This window comes from Leeuwenhoekiella obamensis, from assembly GCF_055391795.1.
Genome location: NZ_AP029251.1, coordinates 1,820,122 through 1,841,857 on the forward strand (window position 1 = coordinate 1,820,122; position 21,736 = coordinate 1,841,857).

17 protein-coding genes are annotated in these 21,736 nt (G+C 39.5%); 7 read left to right on the forward strand and 10 right to left on the reverse strand.

Features of this window, described 5'->3' with window-relative positions; translation table 11 throughout:
- Positions 1-5: 5 nt before the first annotated feature.
- The 3 genes from ccoN to ACZ5L8_RS08075 are packed head-to-tail and all read right to left on the reverse strand — an operon-like array spanning position 6 to position 4,874.
- Positions 6-2,204, reverse strand: coding sequence for a cytochrome-c oxidase, cbb3-type subunit I (gene ccoN / locus ACZ5L8_RS08065; RefSeq protein ID WP_464440789.1), 2,199 nt, complete (start codon positions 2,202-2,204; stop codon positions 6-8).
- Complete coding sequence (gene ccoS, locus ACZ5L8_RS08070) at positions 2,194-2,412, reverse strand: cbb3-type cytochrome oxidase assembly protein CcoS (RefSeq protein WP_464440791.1); 219 nt, start codon at positions 2,410-2,412, stop codon at positions 2,194-2,196. Before ccoS ends, ccoN begins: the two co-directional genes overlap by 11 nt.
- Positions 2,409-4,874 (reverse strand): heavy metal translocating P-type ATPase, encoded by a 2,466-nt coding sequence (locus ACZ5L8_RS08075; protein WP_464440793.1) that lies wholly within the window; start codon positions 4,872-4,874, stop codon positions 2,409-2,411. The genes ccoS and ACZ5L8_RS08075 overlap by 4 nt, the downstream gene beginning before the upstream one ends.
- Positions 4,875-5,038: 164 nt before the next feature.
- Here ACZ5L8_RS08075 and ACZ5L8_RS08080 point away from each other — a divergent pair, with 164 nt between their 5' ends.
- Positions 5,039-5,740 carry a Crp/Fnr family transcriptional regulator gene (locus ACZ5L8_RS08080; protein ID WP_464440794.1) on the forward strand — a complete coding sequence of 234 codons (702 nt, stop codon included), beginning with the start codon at positions 5,039-5,041 and terminating at the stop codon, positions 5,738-5,740.
- A 67-nt stretch (positions 5,741-5,807) separates the two neighbouring features.
- On the opposite strand, the gene ACZ5L8_RS08085 is transcribed toward ACZ5L8_RS08080, so the two are convergent.
- The 4 genes from ACZ5L8_RS08085 to nhaC form a co-directional block, all read right to left on the reverse strand.
- Positions 5,808-6,056 carry a DUF6952 family protein gene (locus ACZ5L8_RS08085; RefSeq protein ID WP_462597873.1) on the reverse strand — a complete coding sequence of 83 codons (249 nt, stop codon included), beginning with the start codon at positions 6,054-6,056 and terminating at the stop codon, positions 5,808-5,810.
- A complete protein-coding gene (locus ACZ5L8_RS08090; protein WP_462597872.1) occupies positions 6,037-6,351 on the reverse strand; it encodes a thioredoxin family protein in 315 nt (104 codons plus the stop codon). The genes ACZ5L8_RS08085 and ACZ5L8_RS08090 overlap by 20 nt, the downstream gene beginning before the upstream one ends.
- Before the next feature lie 104 nt (positions 6,352-6,455).
- Entirely contained in the window at positions 6,456-7,094 is a 639-nt protein-coding gene (locus ACZ5L8_RS08095) for a peroxiredoxin (protein WP_464440795.1), read from the reverse strand.
- A gap of 243 nt (positions 7,095-7,337) precedes the next feature.
- Positions 7,338-8,798 (reverse strand): Na+/H+ antiporter NhaC, encoded by a 1,461-nt coding sequence (gene nhaC / locus ACZ5L8_RS08100; RefSeq protein WP_464440796.1) that lies wholly within the window; start codon positions 8,796-8,798, stop codon positions 7,338-7,340.
- 358 nt (positions 8,799-9,156) lie between these two features.
- On the opposite strand from nhaC, the gene ACZ5L8_RS08105 reads away from it, so the two are divergent.
- Together ACZ5L8_RS08105 and lpdA are read left to right on the forward strand one after the other, a co-directional pair.
- Positions 9,157-11,523, forward strand: coding sequence for a hypothetical protein (locus ACZ5L8_RS08105; protein WP_464440797.1), 2,367 nt, complete (start codon positions 9,157-9,159; stop codon positions 11,521-11,523).
- Between the two features lie 79 nt (positions 11,524-11,602).
- Positions 11,603-13,009, forward strand: a complete 1,407-nt coding sequence (gene lpdA, locus ACZ5L8_RS08110) for a dihydrolipoyl dehydrogenase (RefSeq protein WP_464440798.1) — start codon at positions 11,603-11,605, stop codon at positions 13,007-13,009.
- A 50-nt stretch (positions 13,010-13,059) separates the two neighbouring features.
- On the opposite strand, the gene ACZ5L8_RS08115 is transcribed toward lpdA, so the two are convergent.
- Both ACZ5L8_RS08115 and ACZ5L8_RS08120 read right to left on the reverse strand, forming a co-directional pair.
- The gene (locus ACZ5L8_RS08115; RefSeq protein ID WP_464440799.1) at positions 13,060-13,749 is read right to left on the reverse strand and encodes a LytR/AlgR family response regulator transcription factor; all 690 of its coding nucleotides are present in this window, start codon (positions 13,747-13,749) and stop codon (positions 13,060-13,062) included.
- On the reverse strand, positions 13,746-14,795 hold the full coding sequence (locus ACZ5L8_RS08120) for a sensor histidine kinase (RefSeq protein WP_464440801.1): 1,050 nt from the start codon (positions 14,793-14,795) through the stop codon (positions 13,746-13,748). Before ACZ5L8_RS08120 ends, ACZ5L8_RS08115 begins: the two co-directional genes overlap by 4 nt.
- Positions 14,796-15,051: 256 nt before the next feature.
- Between ACZ5L8_RS08120 and ACZ5L8_RS08125 the strand changes: the two genes are divergently transcribed.
- From ACZ5L8_RS08125 to ACZ5L8_RS08135, 3 genes are all read left to right on the forward strand, one after another.
- Positions 15,052-15,489 (forward strand): MotA/TolQ/ExbB proton channel family protein, encoded by a 438-nt coding sequence (locus tag ACZ5L8_RS08125; RefSeq protein WP_464440802.1) that lies wholly within the window; start codon positions 15,052-15,054, stop codon positions 15,487-15,489.
- Between the two features lie 83 nt (positions 15,490-15,572).
- A complete protein-coding gene (locus ACZ5L8_RS08130) occupies positions 15,573-16,781 on the forward strand; it encodes an ATP-binding cassette domain-containing protein (protein WP_464440804.1) in 1,209 nt (402 codons plus the stop codon).
- A 323-nt stretch (positions 16,782-17,104) separates the two neighbouring features.
- Positions 17,105-18,283 carry a hypothetical protein gene (locus ACZ5L8_RS08135; RefSeq protein WP_464440805.1) on the forward strand — a complete coding sequence of 393 codons (1,179 nt, stop codon included), beginning with the start codon at positions 17,105-17,107 and terminating at the stop codon, positions 18,281-18,283.
- Between the two features lie 73 nt (positions 18,284-18,356).
- Here ACZ5L8_RS08135 and clpB read toward each other — a convergent pair whose 3' ends face one another.
- Positions 18,357-20,963 carry an ATP-dependent chaperone ClpB gene (gene clpB, locus ACZ5L8_RS08140; protein ID WP_464440807.1) on the reverse strand — a complete coding sequence of 869 codons (2,607 nt, stop codon included), beginning with the start codon at positions 20,961-20,963 and terminating at the stop codon, positions 18,357-18,359.
- 196 nt (positions 20,964-21,159) lie between these two features.
- Here clpB and ytxJ point away from each other — a divergent pair, with 196 nt between their 5' ends.
- Positions 21,160-21,555 (forward strand): bacillithiol system redox-active protein YtxJ, encoded by a 396-nt coding sequence (gene ytxJ, locus ACZ5L8_RS08145; protein WP_464440809.1) that lies wholly within the window; start codon positions 21,160-21,162, stop codon positions 21,553-21,555.
- Positions 21,556-21,736: the final 181 nt, after the last annotated feature.

Here is a 21,736-nt window from a genome sequence, read left to right on the forward strand (position 1 = left end):
TCGTGTTATTGGTTAGCAGTTACTTCAGCTTCAGTTTTTATCTTAATATCAGTTCCCAGACGCTGCAGATAAGCGATGAGCGCTACGATTTCGCGGTCACGCATCTCAATGAATTCTTCACCGTTTTCCTGCGCGTATTGCTTGTCAGCTTCATAGGTTTTGGCAAAATCTGGGTCGGTGTACAAATTCTTCTCAATCTGTGTTCCCTGCTCTTGCATCCAGGATTGTGCACGCTCTATTTCTTCATCAGTATACGGCACGCCTAGAGTAACCATGGCTTTCATTTTTGTCTCGGTTTTAGACTTGTCTAGCTCGTTACGAATTAACCAACTGTAGCTTGGCATAATCGAACTTGGCGACGTGCTCTGCGGGTCATACATATGGTTGAGATGCCAGTTGTCGCTGTATTTTCCGCCTACGCGAAATAAATCAGGACCGGTGCGCTTACTTCCCCAAAGAAATGGATGGTCGTACACATATTCTCCAGATTTAGAATACTCGCCATAGCGCTCAACCTCACTACGGAAAGGACGAATCATCTGCGAGTGACACGCGTTACAACTCTCGCGGATGTAAATATCCCGACCTTCAAGCTCAAGCGGCGTATATGGTTTTACCGTTGAAATCACCGGCACATAATCATCCACGATAAGCGACGGAATAATCTGAACCATACCACCTATCAGAATTGCGATAGTTGCATAAATAGTAAGTTTCACAGGGCGACGCTCTAACCAAGTGTGATACCCTTCTTTAGCGTTTTTATGCTTGGTCACCTTTTGTAGTGGAGCAGCTTCGGCGAGTTCGTCTGTAACTTTGCTTCCGCTTCTCACTGTTTTCACAACATTTACCAGCATCACAATTGCACCGGCGATATACAGGCTTCCGCCAATGGCACGCATCCAGTACATTGGGATGATTTCGGTAAGGGTTTCTAGGAAGTTTCCATAAACCAATGTTCCGTCAGGATTAAATTGCTTCCACATACTTGCTTGTACAAATCCTGCTACATACATAGGCAATGCGTACATAATGATTCCTAAGGTTCCTATCCAGAAATGCACGTTTGCCAGTTTTGTAGAATAGAGCTTCGTTTTGAAGAGTTTTGGCACCAGCCAATAAATCATCCCGAAGGTTAAGAAACCATTCCACGCAAGTGCGCCTACGTGTACGTGAGCGATAACCCAGTCGCTAAAATGCGCGATTGCATTTACGTTTTTTAGCGAAAGCATTGGCCCTTCAAAAGTTGCCATACCGTAACCGGTGATCGCCACAACCATAAATTTTAAAACAGGATTGGTTCGCACTTTATCCCACGCTCCACGCAAGGTTAAGAGTCCGTTTATCATACCACCCCAAGATGGCGCGATCAGCATTACAGAGAATGCAACCCCTAGGTTTTGAGCCCAGTCTGGCAAAGCAGAATACAGCAAGTGGTGCGGCCCGGCCCAGATGTAAATAAATATCAGCGACCAGAAGTGAACGATTGAGAGTTTATAAGAATACACAGGTCGCTCAGCTGCTTTGGGAACGAAATAATACATCAAGCCCAAGAATGGTGTAGTCAAGAAAAAAGCTACCGCATTATGTCCATACCACCACTGCACAAGCGCATCTTGCACACCAGCATACACCGAATAACTTTTTAAAACGCCCACCGGTAGCTCAATACTATTCACGATATGAAGCACGGCAACGGTTACCCAAGTTCCTAGATAGAACCAAATCGCAACATACAAATGACGCTGACGACGCTTTAATATTGTTCCTATCATGTTTACACCAAAAGCAACCCAAACCAGCGCAATAGCAATATCAAAAGGCCATTCAAGTTCTGCGTATTCTTTAGAAGTGGTGTATCCCAGCGGAAGCGTAATCGCAGCACCCACGATAATCAACTGCCAGCCCCAGAAGTTAAAGTTGCTCAGCCAGTCTTTCCACATACGGGCTTTGAGCAGGCGTTGAAGCGAATAATAGACACCGGCAAAAATCGCATTACCCACAAAGGCAAAAATCACGGCGTTAGTATGTAATGGTCTAAGGCGGCCAAAACTAAGCCACGAAATTCCATCTGTGAGGTTAGGGAACAAAAACATGAATGCGAGCAAAAGCCCAACGCTCATGCCTATCAATCCCCAAAAAATCGTCGCGTTTATAAACTTGCGAACGATGCGGTTATCGTAGTAAAACTGTTCAATTTGCATGGTTATGGTTTAAGGTTTTATTTGAAGTTTGATTTTTCTTTTTGGGGGTTGAAGGTTTCTTTTCTACTACCTCATCTTCAAAGAGCATGCGCACAGACGGTGTATACGTATCGTCGTATTGCCCTTTTTTAACCGAATTGATGAATGCGAAAAAAAACACCAGCGCCACCAGGACGCTAATCGCCAGTAGGAGATAGATTATGCTCATGATTTACCTGATTCTTGAGACAAAATTACCTTTGGGCTTTCGCCAAAATGATGACTTTTGTCAGCTTTAAAAACTTTGTTGAAATTTCTTTTTGAAACCTGATGCGTGGCCAGTGTAGTAAAGGCCACAATGCTTATTGAACTAAGCGGCATCAGTATTGCAGCGACTACCGGCATGAGGTTTCCGGTGACGGCAAAACTTATCCCTACCAAGTTGTAAAACAGCGAGAACAACAAGCTGTATTTTATAATGCTGATTCCCTTCCGCGAAAGCGTTAAAAATGTATCCAGATTGTGTAATTGCGAAGCATCAATAATCGCATCACAAGCCGGTGAAAAAACATTTACATTCTCTGAAACCGCAATGCCCACATCACTCTGCGCAAGCGCACCTGCGTCGTTAAGACCGTCGCCCAGCATGGCGACCTTATGACCGTATTTTTGCAAACGCTTTACAAACTCAAGCTTATCGTGCGGTTTCTGGTAAAAATGCATCGCATCCATCTGTGGATACATTTTTTCTAATCTTGACTTTTCACCCGCATTATCGCCCGAAAGAATGATAAGGTCATAGTCTTTTTCAAGCGCATTGAAGAGCTGCGACATTCCATCGCGGTATTGCGTTTCAAAGACAAATTTTCCGCGGTATTCACCATTAATATTGATATAAACCGAGGTTTCAGAAAAGCTTATTTCTTGCAGAGGAGCTTTCGCGAAAGCGGCAGAACCTACGAGCAAAACCATATGCTCATAAGCTCCCGCAATGCCTTGCCCAAGGGCCTCTGTAAACGCATCCAGATGTATGCCTTGCTTCACCTTGAGATGCGCATACAGCGACCTGCTCAATGGATGATTTGATGCGTGCAAAGTGTTGGCAAGAAGGATTTTCTCTTGGCTGTTTAGGCTTTCGCCAAAATACCTCACAGCATTCTCACGGGTGCTGGTGAGTGTGCCGGTTTTGTCAAAAACTATGGTATCAACCTGAGCCATGCGCTCGAGGATTTCGCTGTTTTTTAAATAGAACTTTTTCTGCCCAAAAATGCGCAGCAAATTCCCCAACGTAAACGGTGAAGCCAGCGCAATCGCGCAGGGACAAGCCACGATAAGCAACGCGGTAAAAACGTTTAAAGCCTTTGACGCATCAATAAAAAACCAAAGCGCCGTAGTCACAAAAGCCAGCGTCAAAACCGCTATGGTAAAGCGTTTGCTAATGCCATCTACAAGCGTTTTAAATTTGGGCTTATTCGAATCTTTAAACGCATCGTTTTCCCAAAGTTTAGTGAGATAACTTTGCTGCACGGCATGCGTTAATTTTATAGAAATGATGCCTCCCTTTTGCTTTCCGCCGGCAAATACTTTTTGACCCTTTTGCTTTTCTACAGGCGCGGCCTCACCGGTTACAAAACTGTAATCTATCAAGGCTTCTTCGCTAATTAGAAGGCCATCTGCAGGGATTATTTCTTCATTGCGCAATAGGATTTCATCACCAGGTTTTAAGTCATAAACCTGCACTTGTCGGGATTCTGGTTTATCTTCTTTTGCGTTGAAAGTGCGGGTTACGGCAATAGGAAAATAGGATTTGTAATCACGCTCAAAAGAGAGATAATTATACGTTTTCTGTTGAAAAAACCTACCAACGAGTAAAAAGAAAACCAGCCCCGCCAGACTGTCAAAAAATCCAGTTCCCCAATCCATCGCGATATCTACAAAAGACCTAATGAACAGCACAGCAATTCCCAGTGCGATAGGAATATCAATATTTAGAAAATGGTTGCGAAGACCTTTGTATGCCGAGATAAAATAGTCGCGCCCCGCATAAAAAACCACGGGCAATGAGAACACAAACATCAACCACCTGAAAACATATTTGAACTTATCTAGCCAGAACTCGCCAACCTCAAAATATTCAGGAAAACTCAAGAACATGATGTTGCCAAAAGCAAAACCCGCAACGCCCAATTTATAAATAAGAGAACGGTCTACTTTTTTCTGTTTTGCTTCAAAATCGTCAAGCGATATCTGTGGCTCGTACCCAATTTTTGATAAAAGTTCAGCGACCTGTTTTAAGTTTATTTCGCTAGAGCGAAATGTAATACGCGCCGTTTTTTTAGGAAAATTCACCTGCGTGTTCACAACGCCTTTGCTCAACTTATTGAGATTCTCAAGCACCCAAATACACGAACTGCAATGAATTGCTGGAATAGTAAGATTGATGACCTGAGTTTCTTGCTCGTCAAACTCCAGCAAACGCTCTTGAATCGCGCGGTCTTCTAGAAAATCATACTTGCCTTCCACGAGTTTTGGCGAGATCCCAGGATTATTCTCAAGGTCGTAGTAATATGCCAGATCGCTAGCATTCAATATCTCATAAACCATCTTGCAGCCATTGCAACAAAAGGGTTTGTCATCATATATGACAGGATGCGTAGGACACTCGTCCCCACAGTGATAACAGTTGTCCATAATAAAATTGCTCAAATACCTGACTCAAAGGTCTTGAGAAGCGAGAAGTAAAAAGCTGACTTTTGTCAGTTGGAAAATTTTATTCGGATTTACCGCTTTAAAAAAACCGAATTTCAGGAGCTGAAGAATGTTAAAAACACAGGTTTTATTTCTATTTTTGAGGTATGGCTCAGGACTTTGAATCACGTTGCGAAAACTGCATCATCAGACAATTAAATACGCTTAAAGCGCTCAAAAAAGATGAGCTTAAACGTATTTCTGACAGTAAGATCTCACGCAAAGTGAAAAAAGGTGAACGCCTCTTTGAAGAAGGGGAGCGATTAAGTGGTGTTTTTTGCGTGCGCGACGGAGTTTCTAAACTCAGTAAAATGAGCGACAACGGTAAAGACCAGATCGTAAAACTCGCAACAAAAGGGGAAGTAATGGGCCAGCGCAGCGTAATCACAGATGAGCAGACCAATCTTAGCGCCATCGCCCTTGATGACATGGAAGTTTGCTTTATCCCAAAATCTGAGATCACAGATAATCTTCATAACAATACCGAGTTTACAAATGCCGTGCTTAAGCACATGGCAAACGAGCTAAAACTCTCCGACGATCAAATCGTAGACATGGCTCAAAAAACCGTAAACCAGCGTGTGGCCGAAGCCATTTTATACCTTCATGAGAAGTTTGGGACAGATGATGAAGGTTACCTCAAACTTATTCTCACGCGCTCTGACATTGCAGATATTGTGGGCACGGCAACAGAACTTTGCATTCGTATTTTAGCGAAATTTAAAAAGCAAAACCTCATCAGTACGCAGGGCAAGCGCATTAAGATAGAAGACCGATCTGGATTGAAGAATGTTGCTAATGGGCTATAAAAAAATCCCTTTGGCTGTAGCCAAAAGGATTTTAACCTAAACAACATTTAAAATTCAATTCTGAATATTATCTATCTATAGAGCCTAGCACTTTTTGTGCAAACGCATTTGCCGCGTCACGGTCGTTCATACCGCCAGCAACCATATCGTGTACTTCAACGGCTCCACATAGATTTGTAAGCAATTCACCAATAACATCCATATCGTTATCAGTTACGCTTCTATGCTCTGTGAAAGATTCAAGAACCTCAATGGTTTTCTCGATGCTTTCTTTATCATTATTTTGTTGCAGATGTCTAATTACTGGTAACTTCATCTACTAATTCTTTAAGGTTTTCAAATTTGTTTGTCTGTACTTGATTTACAAAGTTCCCGCCTTTAAAGGTTGCAAAAGTTGGCAAGTTATCTACTTTAGCCAGTTTGCGAGATTCTGGGAATTTCTCTGCATCCACAAGTACAAAGGCAGCACCTTCATTCTCGTTTGATAATTTCTTGAATTTAGGTTTCATCAGGCGGCAGTTTCCGCACCATCCTGCCATGTATTGTACAACAACTGTATCGTTGCTGCTTACAACTTCGGCAAGGTTATCTTGATCTAGTTCTTGTAGCATTTTTTATGTTTTTATGGCTTTCGCCGAAAGGCAAAAAATTGAAGTAAAAGGGGGTGAAAGAGTCTGGAGCTTTACACTCCAGACTTTCTCAACTATAAAGATTCTTAGTTTGCTGAAAGATAAGAAGCAACACCGTCGCGGTTTGCGTTCATAGCATCTTTACCTTCTTCCCAGTTTGCAGGGCAAACCTCGCCGTTTTTCTGTACGTGTGCGTAAGCGTCGATAAGACGTAAAAATTCGTTTACGTTACGACCTACAGGCATGTGGTTTACACCTTCGTGAAATACTGTACCTTCTTCATCGATAAGGTAAGTTGCACGATACGTTACGTTATCACCATCTACAGTGTAAGTACCAGTTTCTTCATCAAAACGCTCGTTTGTGATATCAAGAATACCTAGACGGTTCGCCAGGTTACGGTTGCTATCTGCAAGGATTGGGTAAGTTACACCTTCAATACCACCGTTGTCTTTTGCAGTGTTTAACCATGCAAAGTGTACTTCTGGAGTATCACAAGATGCACCTATGATGATCGTATTTCTTTTTTCAAACTCAGCAGCAGCAGCCTGAAATGCGTGAAGTTCTGTAGGGCAAACAAAAGTGAAGTCTTTTGGGTACCAGAAAAGGATAACTTTTTTTCCTTTGTTTACAGCCTCTTCAAGAACGTTAAGCTTAAAAGTGTCGCCCATTTCGTTCATTGCATCTACGTCTAGGCTTGGGAATTTCTTTCCTACTAAAGTCATTATTTGTTTTATTTTTTGGGTTTGAATTCTGCTGCAAATCTACATGCAACAACCCAAAAAACCATAGAAGAAAAATGTTATGTAATTATCTAAGAATAGACAAAATTTATTTTAAGATAAAAATTATGAATCCTTAAAAAACCACTTTCATTTCATGCTAAATCGATAAAATTAAGCTGATCAAATTACGCATGTAGCAATTTAAGGTAGAATTTATTTTTTGTTTTTTCGCTGCAGCGAAAACTACTCTGCCTTCTTCGCTATTCTACGGATCTTAATACCCAAAGCGGCAAAGGTCAAAGTCATGATCGGGCTTAACCAGTTGAAGATCGCATAGATGAAATATTCTCCCGTTGAAACGCCTAGAACGCTACTTTGATAAGCTCCACACGTATTCCAAGGGATAAGAACAGAAGTTACAGTACCAGAATCCTCAAGCGTACGGCTAAGATTTTCTGGCGCGAGGCCTTTGTCTTCGTATGCTTTTTTAAACATCTTACCAGGGATCACGATCGCTAAGTATTGATCAGAAGCCACAGTATTAAGGCCTATACAACTAAACACGGTACTCGCAAAAAGTCCAAAAACAGAATCTGCCAATGACAGCAAAGCCCTTGTAATACGAGCAAGCGCACCAATACCATCCATAATTCCACCAAAGATCATGGCAGAGATGATAAGAAGAATGGTCCAAACCATCCCCATCATTCCACCAGAGGAGAAAAGTTCGTTAAGCGTTTCATTAGATGTTGTGATCGCCGTATCACTCCATATAGCGTTTGTGATCGCACTAAATTCACTATCAGAAAGTATATTAAGAATTTCTGGTTGAAAAACATATGCAAAAATCGCGGCTGCAATTACACCAACTCCTAGAGAGATAAGTGGTTTTGTTTTAAGAAGTATAAGAACAATAACTAAAGCGGGAACAGCGAATAACCACGGAGTTATATTAAAGGTATCATCTATCACGCCAAGCAATCCACTTACATCTGCGCTACCGTGAGTTTCTCCTGTAAAACCAATAATTGCAAAAATGGTAAGCGTTATCAAAATCGTAGGACCAGTAGTAAAGAGCATATATTTAATATGCGTAAAAAGATCAGTTCCTGCCATTGCAGGAGCAAGATTAGTTGTATCACTTAGTGGAGACATTTTATCACCAAAATAAGCTCCAGAAATTACTGCTCCAGCAATTATACCACTATCTAAACCTAAGGCTGTACCAATACCTACAAGTGCAATACCTACGGTTGCTGATGTGGTCCATGAACTACCTGTAGCAATTGAAATAATAGCTGCAATGATCACAGATGCTGGTAAAAATATTGACGGACTTAAAACTTCTAAACCATAATAAACCATAGCTGGTATAATACCGCTTATAAGCCAACTACCCGCTAGAGCTCCTACCATAAATAGAATAAGAATAGGAACAAAAACACTTTTTAAATTTTCCCAAACCTCTGCAATAACTTCGTTAGCCTTTGCTTTATTTAAAACACCTACAATGGCCGCAATAGCACCACCCATTAATAAGATTAACTGATTGCTATACTCACCTAACCACTCACCATCTTGAAAAAAGATATTGTAAGCTAAAAGCCCCATTAGAATTAAAACCGGAGTAAGCGCCTCCCAAATGTTTAGCTCTCTATTGTTTACAATATGTTCGTGTTTAGGATCGTCTAGAGGTTCTTGCATGGGTCATAAATGTTAGACTACAATAATACATAAATCTTAGAAAAGGTGATTTTTCTTAGATAATAGAAATCCAATCCTTTTGCGATTACGTACTTGTAAAAAACCAAAACAGAAGAAGATTACAGATTAACGGTTTAATTATCAATAACATATAATCCTTTTCTTACATTTTTATTTATGGATATCCGTAATAAAACACTCAAACATTTTATTATCAACAACATAAATCGATTTATCATGCATTATTATCAGCAATTTCAGAAAATATTAACAATCGTTCAAAAACAACACGTAAATCTCATAATCGATTAATTACAAGTATTTTATAATAAATTCCACCTCCAAAAATGCCCCAAGCATGAAAAAAATTACAATTCTCCTTTTCCTAGTCATAGGAACAACACTTAGTGCCCAAGTAGGAATAGGTACAACAGATCCCAAAGGTTTATTAGACATTGCCGTAGGAAATCCTAATGCGCCCGCTCCTAATGACGGAATCATAGTTCCTAAATTAAATGCGTTACCAGCAACAGATCCTGGAAGTGATCAACATGGTATGTTAATCTATCTTACTACAGATGGAAGTGGTTACTTTGAAGGTTTTCACTATTGGGATAATAATATTACAGATTGGGTCCCTCTACGTAATGAGTGGACAAGAGCTGTAAACAGTGAAAATGAAGCCTATATTCGCTCTAACATTGCTTATGAGAATGGCTTTCAGATCAATTTTGGTGAGAATGGTGATTTTGGGATAGGAACAAATAACCCTGTTGAACATATTGAGTTGCGTCGTGCTGGTGATAACGATATGCAATTTACCAGCGCAAACACAAATCCGCCAAACCTTATCTTTTATAACACTGGTGGCTCTCTAGATGCTCCTGGACTTACAGGCGCTAATCAAGAGATCGGTTCTATGATCTTTAAAACCCATGATGGTAATGGAATTCAAGAAATTGGAGGACTAAGAATGTATATGGATGGAACTCCTACTAATGGAAGCACGCCATCTAAATTCGTAATCAGTACTACTCCATCTGGAACTACAAATCAAGCAGAAGTTGTTACCATCGATAATCAAGGATATATGGGAATTGGTGTTACTGATCCTCAAGCTAAACTTGATGTTGCCGGAAGCGTTAAGATCGTAGATGGTAATCAAGGTAACGGTAAAGTGCTAACATCAGATGCAAATGGTAATGCCACTTGGCAAACACCAGCTTCTAGCGGAAGTAATTCAGGATGGGGATTAAGTGGTAACAACACGACATCCTCAAATTTTTTAGGAACAACAAATTATCAATCTTTATTTTTTAGAGTAAATAATACTCAGGTCACAAAATATCATCCCAATGGAGGTCTGGCAATTGGACTAGGCGCATCTGCAAATGACAGTAACTCAATAGCAATAGGTAAAAATGCATCTTCAAGTTCTAATAATGATGCAGTTGCGGTAGGATATGGAGCAACAGGCTCAGGATATCAATCAACCGCTATGGGTCGCAGTTCTACGGCATCAAATAATAATACTTTAGCTGTAGGTTTTCAAGCATCTGCGACAGGCTTTCAATCTACATCTTTAGGTAAAGGAAGTAATTCTTCACAAAATAATACTCTAGCGGTTGGTGTTGATTCCTATGCTTCCGCCGAAAATGCTTCAAGTATAGGTTATAATACAGATGCTACCGCAAGTAATGCAACTGCAGTGGGTAGCGGCAGCCAGGCAAGTGGATCAGCTTCTTTGGCTCTAGGCCAAAATGCAATATCAAATTCTACTCGAGGTATAGCAGCAGGATATTCTGCCGAAGCTGTATCTGATAATACAATAGCAATAGGTACAGATGCATATTCAAATAGAACAAACGGCATTGCAATAGGTTATAGTTCTGATGCTCAAGGAGATTATTCTATCGCTGTGGGAAGAGATAGTTATACCAATTCAACAAATGCTCTAGCTGTGGGTAGACAATCTGATGCTCAAGGTCAAAGATCAATTGCATTGGGTTATGATACTTACACAAATCAAACAAGTGCAGTTGCTATAGGAGATAATTCTGAAAGCACAGGAACTGAGGCTGTAGCAATTGGTAAATCCTCTAGAGCTACTCAAAGCAATGCTACCGCGATTGGCCCTAACGCCATTGCAAATCAAGCAAACACAGTAATTCTTGGGAACAATGCTAACGTAGGTATAGGCACCAGTGCTCCTCAGGCAAAATTACACATTGCTGGAAGTATGAGACTTGCTGATGGGACGCAGGGTGCAGGTAAAGTTTTAAAGTCTGATGCAAATGGTACGGCAAGTTGGCAGACAGCTGGTGTAGCTTCAAATTTTAGAAATGGAATTCAATATAGTTATTCAGGTAATTTCAATTTTAATAACTCACTTTTCAACTCAATTACCGGTTCAACATACAACACAGGAAGTTACGCATTAACATTGCCAGAAGGTGTTTATGAAATTGAATCTTACATTGCTATTACCTCTACAGACTATGTAACTTGGAATCTAAGAGTATCTGGAAGTATTTCAAGTCAGAGTATTGGCGGAACTTCAGTTGCCTCTAGTTACACAGGAAATGTTACTCCAAGCCATCAAACAGGTATTGTACAAATACCATCAGGAGGAGCTTCAATAGATTTTATTGTAACAGGATTATCAAGTTATAGTTTGACTTGGGATGCAAACCAGTCTTGGCTTAAAATTAAAAAGCTTCAATAACTCGATTAGCGTTTAAAATCTTAGGTTATTTCTTCTTACATCGTACCTTTGTAAGTACAAATAATGAAAGTTCACTTTTATGAGTAAATATGACGTAGCAGTCATTGGCTCCGGTCCTGGAGGTTATGTGGCTGCCATTCGCTGTGCGCAGCTAGGCCTTAAAACAGCAATTATAGAAAAATATTCAACCCTAGGCGGTACTTGCCTTAACGTGGGTTGTATCCCTTCAAAAGCATTACTAGATTCTTCTCACCATTATGATGATGCGATCAATCATTTTGAGGAGCACGGTATTGAGATCCCAGGCGAAGTAAAAGTGAGCCTTGAGAAAATGATGGAGCGCAAAGCCAGCGTAGTTGAGCAAACTACAAAAGGTATTGAGTTCTTAATGAGCAAAAACAAGATCGACGTTTATCATGGTCACGGTAGTTTTAAAGATGCTACGCATATTGCTATCGCTTCCGCGGAAGGCGACGACCAAGAGATAGAGGCGACAAACACAATTATCGCCACAGGAAGTAAGCCATCTACACTTCCATTTATTGAAATAGACAAAGAACGTATCATCACTTCTACCGAAGCATTAAAACTTAAAGAAATACCGAAGCACCTTATCGTAATAGGCGGTGGAGTTATCGGTCTTGAGTTGGGCCAAGTATACAAGCGCCTAGGTTCTGAAGTTACAGTTGTAGAATATCTAGATCGTATCATCCCTACAATGGATGGAGCACAAAGTAAAGAACTTACTAAAGTGCTTAAGAAATCTAAGATGAAGATCAATACTTCGCACAAAGTAAACGCTGTAGAGCGTAACGGTGACGAAGTGGTTGTAAAAGCAAAAGACAAAAAAGATCAAAACGTAGAATTTAAAGGAGATTACGTTCTTGTATCTGTAGGTCGCAAGCCATATACAGATGGTCTTAACCTTGAAGCTGCAGGTTTATCAACTGATGAGCGTGGTCGCATTGATGTTAACGATCACTTACAAACTAAGGTTTCAAACATCTACGCAATAGGTGATGTGGTAAAAGGTGCTATGCTTGCGCATAAAGCTGAAGAAGAAGGTGTTTATGTTGCAGAAACTCTTGCTGGACAAAAACCGCATATTAATTACAACTTGATTCCTGGTGTGGTTTACACTTGGCCAGAGGTTGCTTCTGTAGGTAAAACAGAAGAGCAACTTAAAGAAGCTGGTGTTGAGTACAAGTCTGGTTCATTCCCAATGCGAGCGCTAGGTCGTTCTCGTGCGAGTGGCGATACTGACGGATTCGTAAAAATCCTTGCTGATAAGAAAACTGACGAAGTTCTTGGCGTTCACATGGTAGGAGCTCGTGTTGCAGATCTTATTGCAGAAGGTGTTACAGCAATGGAATATCGCGCAAGCGCAGAAGATATTTCTCGCATGTCTCACGCACACCCTACGTATGCTGAAGCTGTAAAAGAAGCAGCTCTCGCAGCGACTGAAGACAGAGCTTTGCACGTTTAAAGCACTCGCAAAACAAAATTGAAAAAGCCTTCTATTTAAGAAGGCTTTTTTTATTCAAATCGTTGTAGAACTTCGAGCACTTTTTCTTTGTAAGATCTGCTTATGGGCAATGAATTTTTATGTACTTCTACCTGTTCATGTGTGTAAGAATCTATCGCTTCTAATCTTGCGATGTACGATCTGTGTACTCTTAAAAATTCTGATGCGGGCAATTTTTCTTCAAAATTAGAAAGCGTCTCGCGCACAACAAGCATCTCGTTTTTCAAATGAATTTTCAGATAATCTGCATAGCTTTCTATGTACAGAATATCGTCAAATGCCAGTTTCTCCATTTTTCTATCCACACGCACAAAAACAAATTTTCTATCTATTCCTTCTGTTTGTGGTGCAACTTGGTTCTCTTGTAAACGGTTCACCGATTTTAAAAAACGTTCAAAAGAAATAGGCTTAAGCAAATAATCTGTTGCATGAAGATCAAAACCTTCTACAGCATACTCGCGATAGGCAGTTGTAAAAATCACTTTAATTTCTTTAGGCAAGATTTTGGCGAAAGCCATACCATCAATTCCCGGCATATTAATGTCAAGAAAAACAAGCTCCACCTCACCTTTTTGCACGCTATTAAAGGCAGCCGTAGCATTATCAAAAACGCCAGTAAGCTCCAGAAAATCCACTTTTTCTACAAAATTCTGTAAGATATCCTGTGCGATGGGTTCATCGTCTACAATGATACATTTCATGCTTTGATCGTTTTAATTTTACGTGGATCTATAATTAGTCTTACGACGAAATTCCCTCCGCCGCGTTCTATCTCAAGTGCGTGAGCTTCTGGATAAACTAATTGTAATCGCTTCTTGATATTCACTAAACCGATGCCCGAAGATTCGGTAGCGCTTTTGGCGAAAGCCATATCAAAAGTATTGCTCAAATAGAACTCAATTTTCTCATTTTTCATCTCGATCTTTAAATCGATCTCCATGACATCTTGTTGAGATTTACCGTGTTTAAAGCTGTTTTCTAAAAATGGTAAAAACAACATCGGCGCAACGGTGATCCCTTTTGTTTCTACAGGAAAATCTATGCGTATTTTTATTCTTTCGCCATGACGCAACTGCTCTAAAGCTATGTAATCTTGCAAATGCGCCAACTCATCATCAAGCGAAACTTGGGCTTTTTGCGTTTGATACAAAATATAATCTAGCAGATTTGAAAGCTTGAGGATCAGCTGTGGCGTGTGTGTTTTTTTCGCAATAGCGCTACCATAGATCGTGTTTAACGTATTGAATAAAAAATGCGGATGAATCTGCATTTTTAAATACGACAACTCCTGCTCTTTAAGCTGCAATTGTCCGTTAAGCAAGGCATATTGCAGTTCTTTATTGCTAAGATGCATTTTATAGCTTTCGCGAAAAACTGAAAAAAGCGACGCGATCAAAACCACCATATACACGCCAATGATCACGAGATACATGTTCTTACGCAACGGGATTTCGCTATTAAGCGCTGTAATAAAATTGACGAATAAAACGCCATAAAATCCCGAAACAACAATGATAAAATTGGCAATTACCACCGTGTACAAAGAATATAAACCGAACCAAAAATAGCGCTGTTTAAAAAGGTAATTTGGGATTAAATAGTAACAAAAGACATTGATCATCGCCAGTGTGACGGGCAATAAGAAACATCCCAAGGTAAACGCCGGATTCAAATTTGTAAGCGCAATACTTAAATAAAAGGTGTAAAAAAGTAAGATCCCAGCGCAAAATAATAGTTGCGTGAGCATCTTTTTTCCGAGGGCGATAAAGAGTCTTTTATACCTAGTCATAAGAATCTGGACAAGGTCTCTCAAAAAAATTAAATTGCAAAAGATTTGCGATGCTTTACCAGTTTAGCACGAAGTTTAACCGCAGTTTTCATCAATTGGCAAACTTTATAATAATTTGGTTATTCATCCTGCTAGACGATGTATCTATCGCAAAAAATTATAAGCGCAGAAGGTTCTGGCTACTTTTGGTTTCACAATCAAAATACTAACACTTATGAAATTACCTATCATTATCGCATTGCAAGAACAACCAGGATTTTTCACACAACTGGGCTATCGCATACAAGAAGGCGGCTCGTTTGCCATGTCAACCATCATTATTTGTTTCTTGCTCATGATCGCGCTATCAGTCATTGCATTTATTAATTTAAAGAAGAATCAGGAGAAATCGCTTAAGTACAAAACGCTTATTAATCAGATCGTTTTGATCGCGCTTGTGCTTGGTCTTTTTAATTCTATGTTGGGTTTAATACAAGCGTTTGATGCTATTGAAGCTACTGGAGGCGCAGCCCCAGAACTTGTAGCCGGCGGAATCAAGATCACGTTACTCTCGCCTATATTCGGCGGATTTGTGTTCATTTTTGGCAGAATTATCACCTTTATTCTCACTTGGCTAATAAATGAAGAAAACACCGCACAGAAAATTGCATAAAGCGTAAAAGTCCCCATGTTTGACTATGACCTTCACCGTAACTGGTGAAGGTTTTTTAATTTAGTTCTACTAAAAAAATCTTCATGCCTAAGCATTTTGCGATCCCAAGTTCTAGCCTTAAAAACACAACTATTGCCCAACTCGATCTGGATGAAATTTCTGGCGATAACGCACTCGTTTTTTCGCATGATGTGCTTCAAAATTTTATACGTGAAGAGCGCCGGCATGAAACCACTTTTCTAGATGAGCAAAATGCTCGCTCATTGCAGCAATATTCTAGTGGTGAGCAGAAGAAGGCTTTGTTAAAATATCTTTTGGCTCAAAGGCCAAAATACCTCATTCTCGACAATCCTTTTGACGCGCTTGACAAAGCATCTGTCGCTAGGTTAAAAGATGAGTTTTTTGCTTTAAAAGAAGACATTCAATTTGTGCAGATCTTTAGACGCAAAGATGAAATCTTATCTTTTATATACACGGTTATTGTTTTCGCTCATGGCGAAAAAAAATCATACACAACAAATGAATTTTTGCAAGAACCAGAGCATGAGTCCACCTTTGGAGACATCCAGATCCCAGAACCGTATGAAGCTATAGAAGATGTCCCTGAAGTTCTTTTTGAAATGAAAAATGTCTCAGTTTCTTATGATAGACCTATTTTGAACAATATAAGTTGGCAGGTAAAAAAAGGTGAATTCTGGCAACTTATGGGACCTAACGGCTCCGGAAAAACCACGATTCTTGATATGCTTTTTGGCAACAATGTAAAAGGATATGGACAAGAGCTTTATCTATTTGGCAAGAAAAAAGGTAGCGGTGAAAGCGTCTGGGAAATAAAGAAAAAAATAGGGTATTATTCGCCAGCGATGACCTCAATGTTTGACACGAGTAATACTGCAAGAGAAATGATTCTTTCTGGTTTTTTTGATAGTGTGGGACTTTATGAGCAACCCAGACTTGCTCAAAAAAAGATCGCCGATCAATGGCTTGAAATTATCGATCTTAAAAATGATAAACGCACTTTTAATACACTTACCGCAACGCAGCGCTGTCTTACGCTAATTGCCAGAGCCATGGTAAAACATCCTCCGCTATTAATTCTTGATGAACCTACAGCTGCTCTGGATGATGAAGGAGCAAGACTAGTCGCATTCTTGATCAATAAAATTGCCGCTGAAACTCAAACAACTATACTTTATGTGTGCCATCGCGATGAGCCTGGTTTAGAACCTCAATTGATTTTAAAACTCACACCAGATTCAGACGGGTCAAAAGCTGAAAAAAAATCGATGTAAGACAATTCTTCCTAAAATTTTAATAAAATTTTATCATCGTTTCATTTTTAAGCAATCTCCTGACTGTCTTATATTTGCGCATCCCCTATTACTCACATTAGAATTTTTTACACTAAGGCTTTCTAATGAATTTGTAAAATCCCCGTTGCGTTGCAGCGGGGATTTTAGTTTGCAATAATCCCAATTTTTCATGTAAATCTTAGCGCAATTAAAACCCATTCCTTTTCGCCGAAAGGCAGAAAAACCCCTTTATATTTCATAGAATTCATGTGTTAAAACCTTGCTATTATTTAGTAATTTGGTCCTGTGATAAATTGTAATGCATGAAAAAAATACTACTCTCTGTAAGTGTTTCAATATTTCTTATCGCTTGTGGTGGCGTGAGAAAATCTGAGAAAAATCTTGCCAGCGGTAATTATGATCAGGTAATTTTTGAAACGCTTGATAATCTGCGCACAAACAAAACTGCAGATCGTAAAGCGCCTTATATCGATTTGCTTAAAAGCGCTTTTGACAAAGCGGTAGCGCGCGACGAACGTCAATTAGAATTTCTTAAAAAAGAGGCAAATCCTAATACGTTGCCAGAGCAATTTGAGATCATCACAGACTTAAGAAATAGACAAGAACGCATCCGCCCGATTCTGCCTTTACCTAAGGTTAAATTTAATTTTAAGGATTATTCTGATCAGACAATTGCGATAAAAAACAAGTTGTCTTCGTTTTTATTAGAAAACAGCAAAACGTTGCTTAACTCAAATTTAAAGGCAGATGCTCGCCAGGCTTATGAAGATTTGATGTATTTAAATTCTATCAATCCCGGGTATGAGAATATCAATATTTTGCTTGATGAGGCTGTAGCCAAAGGAACTAGTTACGTACGCCTTAATCTTGTAAATGAAACCGAAACTGCATTACCTCAACGTCTGGAAGATGACCTTCTTAATATTGACACTTATAACTTGAATGAGCAATGGGTACAATATCACAACAGACCGCTAGATGGTTTAAATTATGATTATGATCTTATCTTAAGTTTTAGAGCGATAAACGTAAGTCCTGAATCGTTGAAAGAGCGCATCGTGCCGCAAGAAAAGAAGATTAAAGACGGCTTTGAGTACGAACTAGACGCAAACGGCAATGTGAAAAAAGACAGTTTAGGCAATGATATTAAAGTTGATAAATACAAAACGCTAAAGGCAAGTTTGCACGAATTCAGGCAATCTAAAAATGCGCAACTCTCTGCACAGGTTGATTTAATTGACCTGAGCACGAACCAGATTGCTGCTTCTTTTCCGTTAAGTGATGGATATATCTTTGAGCACATTTATGCTACGTATCAAGGCGAGCGTGATGCGATTGACCCAAAAATGCTCAAGTTTTTAGCAAAAAAGTCAATTCCCTTTCCTAGTAATGAGCAAATGATCTATGATTCTGGCGAAAGTCTAAAATTGCTTTTTAAAGGTGTTATGGTAAATCAAGTACAAAAGAAAATTGTGTACTAAACATATTCTCGAACAATAAAAAAAGGGATCTATCAAGTTGATAGATCCCTTTTTTTTAGGCTAAAACTGCTCTTCAATCTTGGTGAGCCACCAAATCACTTTGATTTCTAAAAACCAGTTCGTCATTAAACTCATCGATCAAAATGATGCTATCTGTAGTAACTTTTCCAGATAAGATCTCTTTGCTCAACTTGTTAAGCACCTCTTTTTGAATTGTTCTTTTTACTGGGCGTGCACCAAATTCTGGCTGAAAGCCTTTCGCCGCAAGGAAAGCTTTTGCTTCTTCTGTAGCATCTAGCGTTATCCCTTGTTTTGCCAGCATTTTCTTGATACCGTTCAACTGAAGGCCTACAATCTGCTTGATATCTTTGCCATTCAACGGAGTGAACATCACGATATCATCGATCCTATTTATAAACTCAGGTCTTATGGTCTGTTTTAATAACCCTAAGACTTCTGTTTTTGCACCTTCCATTGCGGTTTCAGGATCTTTAACAGCGTCAAACTTCTCTTGTATAATATGGCTTCCCATATTTGAAGTCATGATGATAATGGTGTTTTTAAAGTCGGCAATGCGGCCTTTATTATCTGTTAATCTACCTTCATCCAGCACTTGCAATAGAATATTGAATGTATCAGGATGCGCTTTTTCAATTTCGTCAAGCAACACAACAGAATATGGTTTTCTGCGCACAGCTTCCGTCAATTGACCTCCTTCATCATAACCCACATATCCCGGAGGTGCACCTACTAATCTACTCACCGCGTGTCGCTCTTGATATTCACTCATATCGATGCGCGTCATATTGTTGGCATCGTCAAAAAGATATTCAGCTAGCGCTTTTGCTAGTTCAGTTTTACCTACACCGGTTGTGCCTAAGAATAAGAAAGAACCTATGGGTCTATTTTGATCCTGCAGGCCTGCTCTACTTCTACGCACTGCGTCGCTTACCGCAATGATCGCTTCCTCCTGACCTACAACACGTTTGTGTAATTCTGCTTCTAAGTGTAAAAGTTTTTCTCTTTCACTTTGAAGCATTTTTGTCACAGGGATTCCCGTCCATTTTGCAACAACCTCTGCGATATCTTCGCTAGTAACTTCCTCTTTGATTAAAGCGTGTTCTTGCTGCTCAGCAAGTTTCTCTTGAAGCTTACCTAACTCTTCTTGAGCGTCTTTGATCTTGCCGTAGCGCAATTCGGCTACCAAGCCATAATTACCTTCACGTTCAGCCTTTTCAGCGTCAAGCTTATAATTCTCAATATCCTGCTTTATGCTCTGGATATTATCAACTACTTCTTTTTCAGTTTTCCAGCGGGCATTAATCTCGTTACGATCTTCTTTGAGATTTGCTAACTCAGCTTGCAACGATTTTAGCTTAGCATCATCTTTTTCGCGTTTAATGGCCTCGATCTCAATTTCAAGCTGCATGATCTTACGATCAAGAACATCAAGCTCTTCTGGCTTGCTGTTGATCTCCATACGCAGTTTTGAAGCTGCCTCGTCCATAAGATCGATCGCCTTATCTGGTAAAAAACGATTAGAAATATAGCGCTGCGAAAGCTCTACCGCAGAGATGATAGCGTTATCTTTAATTCTAACTTTATGATGGGTTTCATATTTTTCTTTGATACCGCGAAGTATAGAAATTGCACTCTCAGTATCTGGTTCATCAACGATCACCTTTTGAAAACGACGCTCTAGAGCTTTATCTTTTTCAAAATACTTCTGATATTCATCTAAAGTTGTTGCTCCTATCGCTCTAAGCTCTCCACGAGCAAGTGCAGGCTTTAGAATATTTGCTGCATCCATCGCTCCTTGTCCGCCACCGGCGCCTACAAGCGTGTGTATTTCATCAATAAAGAGAACAATATCTCCTTCACTAGTGGTTACTTCTTTGATAACCGCTTTAAGACGTTCTTCAAACTCACCTTTATATTTCGCACCAGCGATAAGCGCTCCCATATCTAAGGCAAAAATCTGTTTCTCTTGCAGATTCTCTGGCACGTCGCCATCAATGATACGATGCGCAAGACCTTCTGCGATAGCCGTTTTACCAGTTCCTGGCTCACCCACTAAAATGGGATTATTCTTTGTACGACGACTTAAGATCTGCAACACACGACGAATCTCTTCATCACGACCTATAACGGGATCTAACTTACCATCTTTAGCCAACTGGTTAAGATTCTTAGCGTATTTATTTAATGAATTATACGTTTCTTCAGCGCTTTGTGAAGTTACGCGGTCGCCTTTGCGCAATTCTTCAATTGCGGCTTTTAGACCTTTTTCAGTTACGCCTTGATCTTTTAAAATTTGGGCGATCTTGCTTGAAGATTTAAATATTGCCAAAAGAAGATGCTCTATAGACACATATTCATCATTCATCTTTTTTGCGGCAATACTCGCCTCATTTAGGGTTTTACCAGCTTCTCGCGAAAGCATGATATCACCACCACTAACTTTAGGAAAGCTCTCTAAAGTACTATCTAAAATCTGTCTTAGCAGACTATAATTTACACTCAATTTGCTTAGCAAAAATGGCGTTACGTTCTCATCAACTTCAAGAATAGCTTTAAAAATATGCTCATTCTCGATCTGCTGATGGCCATACCCTTGAGCAAGCTGCTGCGCTTGCTGTATGGCTTCTTGTGATTTTATTGTAAAATTATTAAAGTTCATTTGTTCAAGATTTCGATAGGTATATGGCAAAATACGTACCCAATAAAAAAGAAGACAAAATGACCGCTAAAACCCTATTATAACTGACTTTTTGTCTAAATATATTTTTGGCTACAGCCAAATAAATTTAAACGTTTTCAACAGGCAGCAACGTAAAAGCTCATTTCAAATATTAACTTTGCCCGAAAATTAGAATATGGGATTTTTTGACAGATTTAAAAGTGAAAGAGATATTGCCAAAGAGGAGATCAATAAAATTCCGTGGAAATATCTTGAGACCATCGCAGATCTTGACGAGGTAGACACAACTTCACAAACTAAGTTCGCCTTGATATTTAAACACAGTACAACTTGCGGTATTAGCAGAATGATCTTGCGTGATTTTGAGAATGAGTACGACTTCATTGAAGAAAACTTTCAACCGTTTTTTCTTGACTTGAGGAAGAACAGAGATGTGAGCAACACCGTTGCCGAAAAATATAATGTGATTCACGAAAGTCCGCAGGTGCTTCTTATAAAAAATGGCAAATCAGTTTTTGACACTTCGCACGGCAGAATAAGTGTTGAGAAAATTAAAGAAGAGATGGAGTAATTTGGCTTTGAGCCAAATCAAAAAAACAAAACCCGGAAGAATCAACTTCCGGGTTTTTATATAACGAATACTAAATATTTTATCTTCTGTTTTTGAAAAGTATTTAAGGGCTAATCAAATAAATTCAAAACATACTAACAATTTTTCAGTAGGTTATATATTATAGACGCTAGTTTTTGAT

What these genes read in the sequence shown, in the direction of transcription:
- ccoS (WP_464440791.1), bottom strand. Translation starts at nt 2,412, where the DNA reads ATGAGCATAATCTATCTCCTACTGGCGATTAGCGTCCTGGTGGCGCTG.
- lpdA (WP_464440798.1), top strand. Translation starts at nt 11,603, where the DNA reads ATGAGTAAATATGACGTAGCAGTCATTGGCTCCGGTCCTGGAGGTTAT.
- nhaC (WP_464440796.1), bottom strand. Translation starts at nt 8,798, where the DNA reads ATGCAAGAACCTCTAGACGATCCTAAACACGAACATATTGTAAACAAT.
- ACZ5L8_RS08135 (WP_464440805.1), top strand. Translation starts at nt 17,105, where the DNA reads ATGAAAAAAATACTACTCTCTGTAAGTGTTTCAATATTTCTTATCGCT.
- ACZ5L8_RS08120 (WP_464440801.1), bottom strand. Translation starts at nt 14,795, where the DNA reads ATGCTCACGCAACTATTATTTTGCGCTGGGATCTTACTTTTTTACACC.
- ytxJ (WP_464440809.1), top strand. Translation starts at nt 21,160, where the DNA reads ATGGGATTTTTTGACAGATTTAAAAGTGAAAGAGATATTGCCAAAGAG.
- ACZ5L8_RS08090 (WP_462597872.1), bottom strand. Translation starts at nt 6,351, where the DNA reads ATGCTACAAGAACTAGATCAAGATAACCTTGCCGAAGTTGTAAGCAGC.
- ACZ5L8_RS08130 (WP_464440804.1), top strand. Translation starts at nt 15,573, where the DNA reads ATGCCTAAGCATTTTGCGATCCCAAGTTCTAGCCTTAAAAACACAACT.
- ACZ5L8_RS08075 (WP_464440793.1), bottom strand. Translation starts at nt 4,874, where the DNA reads ATGGACAACTGTTATCACTGTGGGGACGAGTGTCCTACGCATCCTGTC.
- ccoN (WP_464440789.1), bottom strand. Translation starts at nt 2,204, where the DNA reads ATGCAAATTGAACAGTTTTACTACGATAACCGCATCGTTCGCAAGTTT.
- ACZ5L8_RS08095 (WP_464440795.1), bottom strand. Translation starts at nt 7,094, where the DNA reads ATGACTTTAGTAGGAAAGAAATTCCCAAGCCTAGACGTAGATGCAATG.
- ACZ5L8_RS08105 (WP_464440797.1), top strand. Translation starts at nt 9,157, where the DNA reads ATGAAAAAAATTACAATTCTCCTTTTCCTAGTCATAGGAACAACACTT.
- ACZ5L8_RS08125 (WP_464440802.1), top strand. Translation starts at nt 15,052, where the DNA reads ATGAAATTACCTATCATTATCGCATTGCAAGAACAACCAGGATTTTTC.
- ACZ5L8_RS08085 (WP_462597873.1), bottom strand. Translation starts at nt 6,056, where the DNA reads ATGAAGTTACCAGTAATTAGACATCTGCAACAAAATAATGATAAAGAA.
- clpB (WP_464440807.1), bottom strand. Translation starts at nt 20,963, where the DNA reads ATGAACTTTAATAATTTTACAATAAAATCACAAGAAGCCATACAGCAA.
- ACZ5L8_RS08080 (WP_464440794.1), top strand. Translation starts at nt 5,039, where the DNA reads ATGGCTCAGGACTTTGAATCACGTTGCGAAAACTGCATCATCAGACAA.
- ACZ5L8_RS08115 (WP_464440799.1), bottom strand. Translation starts at nt 13,749, where the DNA reads ATGAAATGTATCATTGTAGACGATGAACCCATCGCACAGGATATCTTA.